General features: G+C 64.8%; 1 protein-coding gene. It reads left to right on the forward strand.

Translation table 11 applies throughout. From position 1 onward, the window contains the following. A partial coding sequence (locus RWT78_RS25435) for a non-ribosomal peptide synthetase (RefSeq protein ID WP_314681755.1) occupies positions 1–8,777 on the forward strand: 8,777 nt, incomplete at both ends.

Below are 8,777 nucleotides of genomic sequence, written 5' to 3' on the forward strand. Positions count from 1 at the left end.
CCGACCGCGAGTACTGGGCCCAGCGTGTGTCGGGCGTCGAACACGGTTCGACGTTGGCCACCCGTGAGGGACCCCCGACTGCACGCAGTGAACTCGTCAGTGCCGCGATGTCGGCGAACAGCCTTGCTGCCTTGGACGAGTGGAATTCACGTTCCGGTGCAACTCCGGCCGCAGTGTTGATTTCGGCACTGGCGTGCTACCTGTCCCGCAGTACCGGCTACGACGACGTGCTGATCAACCTGCCGGTTTCCGCGAGGACGACGGCACCGCTGCAGCGGTCCGGCGGAATGCTGGTCAACGTCGCGCCGCTACACATCCACGTAAACCCGGACGAAAGTGTCGACGATCTGGTCGGGCGCGTGCAACTCGAACTTCTCGGTGCGCTTCGTCATCAGCGATGCAGCCTCGAGGACATCCGGCGTGATGCCGGTCTGACCGTCGGCGACGCGCGTCTGTCCGGCCCGATGATGAATGTGATGCTCTTCCGGCAGGAGATAACCCTCGGGCCACTGACCGGTGAGTATCACATCGTCACGTCGGGTCCGGTCGAGGATCTGCTGGTCAACGTGTACCAGAGCGGCGATCCGGCGCAGACGTTGATCGACTTTCGCGGAAACCCCAATCGCTACGGACACGACGAACTGGCCGAGCACCACCGGGCGTTCACCGAGTTGGTCGCAGAACTGACAGCAGCACCGGCCGGTACGCCGATGAACCGGATTCATCCGGCAAGTGCCGAGGCAGGGGCGCGCAGTGCACAGCGCAGGGAACTCGAGCGGTTCTGGGCGAGATACCTGGGGGACTCCGACGAGGGCTCCACACTGGACCTCGAGACACTGGGCCTCGAGCGAATCGACGCCGAATCGGAGCCCACCGGTACGAATCGGCTGAGCGTCCCACTCGATCCCGCGGTCGCCGAACTTGCGCGCACGGAAGGCGTCTCCCTCTTTGCCGTTGTCCATGCCGCATTTGCTTCGTTGCTGTCGAGATCGACCGAGCGCCGGGACGTGCTGATCGGAACGAGGACCGAGTGGGGAACTTTGCCCCTGCGCTGCGAGGTCGATCCGGCGGCGCCGTTCGACGAGTTCGTGAGTTCTCTTGCTCGAGAACGCGATACGTTGTCGATTCGATCGGCGGCAGGTGTCCCCGCACTGCCCGAGTTGCACGTCCACCTCAACGACGGCTCGCAGGAGACCACGATTGCCGGCCTCGACGTGGCGATCGACGTCCACGCAGATACCGGCGCCCTCGAGGTTGCGTACTCCACGCAGCACTACGCCGAATCCACGGTCCGAGCCTTCCTCTCGCGACTGGTGCGGATCCTTGCAGGCGCAGCAGCAGCCCCGCGAACGCCGGTCGGAGACCTCGATCTCCTCGACGACTTCGAGCGTGAGTCCCTGGTACCGGCGCGGGGAGCGACCGCGTCCTCCCCGTTGACCCTCCCCGATATTCTCCGCCGGGCCTCGGCTGTGAACCCCGATGCCCCAGCGCTCGTTTTCGGTGATCGTGAGGTGAGCTACCGGGATCTCGACGCCGAGTCGAACACACTCGCCCGTGAACTGATCAACAGGGGAGTCGGCCCCGGCACCTATGTCGCCCTTGCGCTGTCGAGGTCTCTCGAATCGGTGACCGCGACGTGGGCGGTGGCCAAGACCGGCGGTGCCTTCCTCCCGATCGATCCGCACTACCCCGAGGATCGTATTCGGCACATGCTCACCGATTCGGGAGCTGTAGTCGGAATCAGTGTGGGGGAGCACCACGGCGGGCTCGCCGATTCGGTGGATTGGCTGCTCCTCGACGAACTGGACACCTCGCACCATTCCGATGCACCGGTCGACGACGCCGAGCGGCGTACGCGCCTGAGCTACGACGATCCGGCATACCTCATCTACACGTCCGGCTCCACTGGTGTCCCCAAAGGCGTCGTGGTCAGTCACCGCGGGCTGAGCAGCTTCGCCGACGAAGAACGAGTCAGGTTCGGAGTCGAACCTGGAGACCGCACCCTGCATTTCTCTTCGCCGAGCTTCGACGCTTCGGTCCTCGAACTCCTCCTTGCCGTCGGGGGCGCGGCAACGATGGTGATCGCGCCGCCCACCGTGTACGGCGGCGACGAACTGGCACAGGTGATGCGTATCGGGCGGGTCACCCACGCTTTCGTCACCCCGGCCGCGCTGGCAACAGTCGATCCCGCCGGCCTACCGGATCTACGAGTGGTCGTGACCGGCGGCGACGCATGCTCACCCGCGCTGGTGGATCAGTGGTCACACGGACGCTCGATGTTCAACGCGTACGGACCGACCGAAACCACCGTCGTCGCCACTCTGACCGGACCGCTGAGCAGCGATGTTCCCGTCACCATCGGGAAGCCGATGCGCGGAGCCGCAACCGTCCTCCTGGACTCGCGGCTTCAACCGGTGCCGATCGGTGTCGCCGGCGAGCTCTATGTGAGCGGTGTCGGTTTGGCGCGCGGGTACCACGCGCGTGCCACGATTACGGCCGAACGATTTGTTGCCGACCCCAACGGTGTTGCGGGAGAGCGCATGTACCGCACGGGTGACCTCGCGCGGTGGAACGGCGAGGGTGAGCTGGAATACCTCGGCCGGAGCGACTTCCAGATCAAGATCCGCGGTTTCCGCGTCGAGCTCGGCGAGATCGACGACGTGCTGCGCCGCCACCCGAGCGTCGCACAGGCAGTCACCGCCGGAGTTGCGGGCCCGAGTGGGGAAACACTGTTGGCGGCGTACGTCACGGCGGCTGCGGGCACACACATCGACAACTCCGAGCTGGTCGCCCACGCGAGATCTTCGTTGGCAGCCCACATGGTTCCCGCGCGGATCGTCGTCCTCGACTCCATTCCGTTGACTCCGGCAGGAAAGATCGACAGGAAAGCGTTACCGGACATCGATTCTGTGGGCGGGTCGGCTGAATACCGTGCCCCCGAGACCTCGACCGAGAAGCGAATTTCGGCGGTGTTCTGCGATCTGCTCGGTATCACCCGGGCGGGAGCAGACGACAGTTTCTTCGACCTCGGCGGTGACTCGTTGATCGCGACCCGCGTCGTGTCGCGGGTCAACGGAGCTCTCGGAACGACGCTGAGCGTTCTCGACCTCTTCGAGGCGCCGACCGTCTCCGCTCTGGCAGCACGTGCCGACCTCGCGGACTCGCGGAACACACGTGCCCCGGCACTGACGCGTATCGATCGCCCTGACCGGATACCGGTATCTCTGGCGCAGCAACGAATGTGGCTGACCAATCAACTCGATCCGAGTTCGCCGGCGTACAACATTCCGATCGCGGTTTCGATGACCGGCGATCTCGACGTCGATGCACTGTTCACCGCGCTGCGGGACGTCATCGTTCGACACGAGATCTTGCGGACCGTTTTCCCCGAGAGTGCGCGTGGCCCCGTCCAGCACGTTCTCGATGTGGACGAGATGTTCGATCATCTCGAGGTGGAAACGGTACCTGCCGCAGCGACCTCGGCGCGGGCGAGTGAGCTCGCGCGAGAGGGATTCGACGTCAGCGAATCGGTGCCGATCCGCGCGACTCTGCTCGAGGTGAACGAACGCGAGCACACCTTGGTCCTCGTCGTGCACCACATTGCAGCAGACGGCCTGTCGATGGCGCCGCTGGCTCGTGACGTGATGGTGGCGTACGCCTCGCGGGCGAGCGGACGCGTGCCGGCGTGGCTGCCACTCGAAGTGCAGTACGGCGATTTCAGCGAGTGGCAACGCGGAGCGCTCGGTGAAGCGTCCGACCCGGATTCGATTCTTGCCGAGCAGTTGCGGTTCTGGTCGCACACGCTCACCGAACGCGGTGAGCTCGCGGAACTGCCGATGGATCATCCGCGCCCTGCGGGTGTCTCGCTGCGCGGTGACGATCTCGATTTCCGGATCGACTCCGCGACGTACCGCCGGGTCGGCGAGATCGCGGCGCGCAGCGATGTCAGCGTGTTCATGGTGATCCACGCCGCGCTGGCCGTCCTGCTCAGCCGAGAATCCGGAGCGAACGACATCACGATCGGCACTCCGGTGGCCGGGCGGAGCGAGCGCGCTCTCGACGACGTCGTCGGAATGTTCGTCAACACGGTAGTGCTGAGGACGGTTCTCGAGGGGGGACTCACCTTCGGTGAAGTTCTCACCCGCGTCCGCGACGTCGACGTGGCGGCCTTGCAGCACACCGAAGTGCCGTACGACGTACTCGTCGAATCCCTCGCAGACAACCAGGCGCCGCTGTTCCAGGTGATGCTGGTGATGCAGGGCGCCGCTCCCACCGAGGTCACTTTGCCCGAGCTCGAGGTCACGGTCGACGAACTGTCGACGGGCGCGGCAAAGTTCGATCTTCAGGTCATTCTCACCGACCGCGGCGACCATCTCGACGGCCAGTTGAACTACGCCAGCCAGCTTTTCGACTCGGACACCATGTCCGGCCTCGCTGATCGCTTCACGATGCTCCTCGACGCGGTAGCTGCCTACCCGGAATCCGTCGTCGGCGACGTCGATCTCACAGCTCCGGGCGAGGCGGAACTGGTCCTCGAGCGTTGGAATGCCACCGAACACGCCGTACCGATCACCACCCTCTCGGACCTGGTGGCGGAGCAGGCAGCCCGGACACCCGAGGGGGCCGCGCTGGTCTACGGCGAGCGGACACTGACCTATGCGGAGTTCGACGCGAGGGTCGGTGAACTTGCCAGAACCCTCATCGCCCGCGGGGTCGGCCCGGACATGCGCGTCGCGGTGTCGATTCGACGGTCACCGGAACTACTCGTCGCGGTCCACGCCGTGATCCGTGCCGGTGCGGCATACGTCCCGGTGGATCCCGATCATCCCGCCGAGCGCATCGCGTACGTCTTCGACATCGCGGAACCGATCTGCGTGCTGAGCCGGCCCCAGGACCACGGCGCTTTTCCCGCGCGAGTCCCGATCGTGGACGTCGATCTCGATCGTCAGGTGTCCACGACGGCGCCGATCACCGACGCTGATCGGCTCGGACCCCTGCGCCCGGACAATGCTGCTTACGTGATCTTCACGTCCGGATCGACGGGTCGACCGAAAGGTGTTGCAGTATCACACCGTTCGATCGTCAATCGCCTGCTGTGGATGCAGGACACGTACCCCCTTCACGCGTCGGACGTGGTGCTGCACAAGACCCCGGTGACCTTCGACGTCTCGGTGTGGGAACTGTTCTGGCCCCTGCAGACCGGCGCGCAGTTGGTGATCGCGGAACCGGACGGGCACCGTGATCCCGGGTACCTGTCGGCGTTGATTGCCGACAGAGGCGTCACGACGGCGCACTTCGTTCCGTCGATGCTCGCGGAATTCGTCGCTGCCGCGACTGCCGGGCAGTGTGCGAGCCTGCGTCAGGTGTTCTGCAGCGGTGAAGCGCTCGCGCCTACCACTGCGGAGGCGTTCACCCGTCTGAGTTCTGCGGGACTGTTCAACCTGTACGGACCCACGGAGGCTGCCGTCGACGTCAGCGCCGCCGAATTCACCCCCGACATGACCGTCACCGTTCCCATCGGTGCGCCCGTGTGGAACACCCAGCTCTATGTCCTCGACGGGCGGCTGCATCCGGTTCCGGTCGGCGTTCACGGCGAGCTGTACCTGGCGGGAGTGCAACTGGCGCGTGGATACCTCGGGCGCAGCGATCTCACCGCCGACAGGTTCGTGGCCGATCCGTACGGCCCGTCTGGCACCCGGATGTACCGAACCGGCGATGTCGTCCGGTGGCGCGCCGACGGGCTGCTCGACTATGTCGGTCGACGCGATTTCCAGGTCAAGATCCGCGGCCAGCGCATCGAACTCGCCGAGGTCGAAGCAGCGTTGCTCAGGCTGCCCGGTGTCGCGCAAGCTGCTGCTCTCGTCCATCACGACGACGTGGTCGGTGACAGTTTGGTCGGCTACGTCATCGCCGAGACCGGCACTTCGATCGACACGGACGGCCTACGCACCGAGTTGAGAGGTCTCCTTCCGGCCTACATGGTTCCCGCTGTGGTCATCGCCCTCGACGTGTTCCCTCTCGGTTCGACCGGCAAGCTTGATCGGAAGGCTCTGCCCGCGCCCAGCTTCGACAGCTCGCAGACGTATCTGGCGCCGCGAACACCGCTCGAAGCACAGTTGGCGGCGATCTTCGAGGAGCTTCTCGAATCCGGGGCAGTCGGTGTTCACGACAACTTCTTCGAGATCGGCGGAAACAGCCTCGTCGCTGCACGCGCTGTGGCGCGCGTGAACGATTCGCTGTCGTTGAACTTGTCGATCAGAGAGTTGTTCGACGCGCCGACCGTTGCGCAGTTGGCGGTCGAGTGCGCCACGGCACGAGGTGGAGCGGCAGTCCTTCCGCTCGAGGCGTTGCCGCGGCCACAGACGATCCCGCTGTCGCTGGCACAAAAGCGCATGTGGTTCGTCAATCAATTCGACGTCACGTCCGCGGCGTACAACGTCGCCATAGCGATCAGGCTGAGAGGCCGGTTGGACGTTGCCGTGTTGGAGGGCGCGATCACCGACGTGCTTACTCGCCACGAATCGCTGCGCACGCTGTTTCCCATGATCGAGGGAGTGCCGGCGCAGGTGATCGTCGAACCCGGTGAAGCGTTGGGCGCGCTGCCGGTTGTCGCCGCGAACGCCGAAGCGGTACTCGGGGAGATCGAACGTCTCACCTCGAGGGGCTTCGACGTCACGCAGGCTCCACCGATCAGGGCGGAACTGATCGAGGTCGACGAAGAAGATCACGTCCTGACCGTGGTCGTCCATCACATCTGCGCCGACGGATTCTCGATGGCACCGTTGGCGTTCGACGTGATGAGCGCGTACTCGGCAAGGCATCGAGGTGAGGCGCCCGACTGGTCTCCTCTTCCGGTCCAGTACGCGGACTTCGCCATCTGGCAGGAAAGGGCTCTCGGTCGGATCGACGAAGCGGACAGCACTCTTGCCGGTCAGCTCGAGTACTGGACACGTCAACTGGCGAGTGTTCCCGAACTTCTTGCGCTCCCCGCAGATCGACCGCGTCCGCGTGTGCAGGATCTCTCGGGCGGCGTCGTTCGATTCGACATCGATGCCGGCATCCACCGTCGTCTGAGCGAAACCGCGATCGAACACCGAAGCAGTATGTTCATGGCGGTACACGCCGCATACGCAGTGCTCGTGGCGAGATTGTCCGGCATGGAAGACATCACGATCGGCTCACCGATCGCCGGGCGCGGAAATGCCCTGCTGGATCCGATGGTCGGTATGTTCGTCGGCACGTTGGTCCTGCGCGCCGACGTCGACCCCGCCGCCTCGTTCACCGATCTGTTGGCCAGAGTTCGCAGCACCGACCTCGACGCCTTCGCTCACGCAGACGTCCCCTTCGAGCGCGTCGTCGATGCGCTGGCTCCGGAGCGGTCGACGTCGCATTCACCGTTGTTCCAGGTGATGCTGGAGTTCAAGAACACCACTCGGCCAGCAGTTCGTCTGACGGATTTGGACGTCGAGGTCCTCGAACTCGAATCCGCCGTCTCGAATTTCGATCTGCAACTCACGCTTGCCGAGACCTTCGACGACGACGGCCGGCCGGCCGGAATCGAGGCCGGGTTCACCTACGCCAGCGCCCTGTTCGACGAGTCGACCGTCGAAGGTTTCGCTCGATACCTGGTTCGGATTCTCGGTGCTGTCACCGAATCACCGCACACGCCGGTCGGCGACATCGATCTCGTGAGTGATCTCGACACGATTCGCGCCGTCACACCGGAACTTCCCGAGCAGGTTCACTTCTCGACGTTGCTCGAGCGCAAGTACGTCGACGAACCGCAGAGGACTGCACTGATTTTCGGCGACCGCCATCTGACCTACTCCGATCTGGACCGCCGCGCCAACCGGCTTGCACGACTGTTGATCAGCCGCGGGGTCGGTCCGGAATCCGTTGTCGCCCTGGCATTATCACGCTCACTGGAATCCGTGGTCGCGATCTGGGCGGTTGCCCGGTCCGGCGCTGCATTCGTACCCGTCGACCCGGCGTATCCCGTCGACCGCGTGCACCACATGATCAACGACTCGGGAGCGGGCGTCGTTCTCACCACCGCCGAGCATGTGGGTGTCGTCCCCGACGAGGCAGACGCCGTTCTGCTCGATCAGGCAAAGACACTCGCAACCCTCGAACAGATCGGTGATCAGCGGATAGATGCCTCGGAGCTGCTGGCTGCGGTGTCCCTGGACAACCCGGCCTATGTCATCTACACCTCCGGTTCCACCGGCGTCCCCAAAGGCGTCATGGTCACTCACCGTGGGCTTTCGGCACTCGCCGAGCAGGAACGCAGCCGCTTCCGCGTCGAGTCGACCTCGCGCACGCTGCATTTCAGCTCACCGAGCTTCGACGCCTCGATTCTCGAACTCCTGATGGCTGTTGGTGCCGGGGCCACGATGGTCATCGCCCCACCGAGCATCATCGGCGGAACCGAACTGACGAGTCTGATCGCCGACCAGCACGTCACGCACGCCTTCATCACACCAGCCGCACTGGCCACGGTCGATCCGAGCGGACTGAACGAGCTGGTGTGCATCGGAACCGGCGGCGACGTCTGCCCACCGGACCTCGTCGCCGCCTGGGTCAGCGATCACCGGATCATGATCAATGCCTACGGACCAACCGAATCGACGGTCGTCGCCAGCATCACCGAGCCGATGTCCCCGACCGATCGAGTCACGATCGGTCGCCCGTCGACAGGCATCAGCGCGTGGGTCCTCGACAAACGCCTGCACCGCGTCCCGGTCGGAGTGACGGGAGAGCTGTACGTCAGCGGCGAC

The organism is uncultured Rhodococcus sp. (genome assembly GCF_963525155.1).
GTDB lineage: Bacteria > Actinomycetota > Actinomycetes > Mycobacteriales > Mycobacteriaceae > Rhodococcus_F > Rhodococcus_F qingshengii.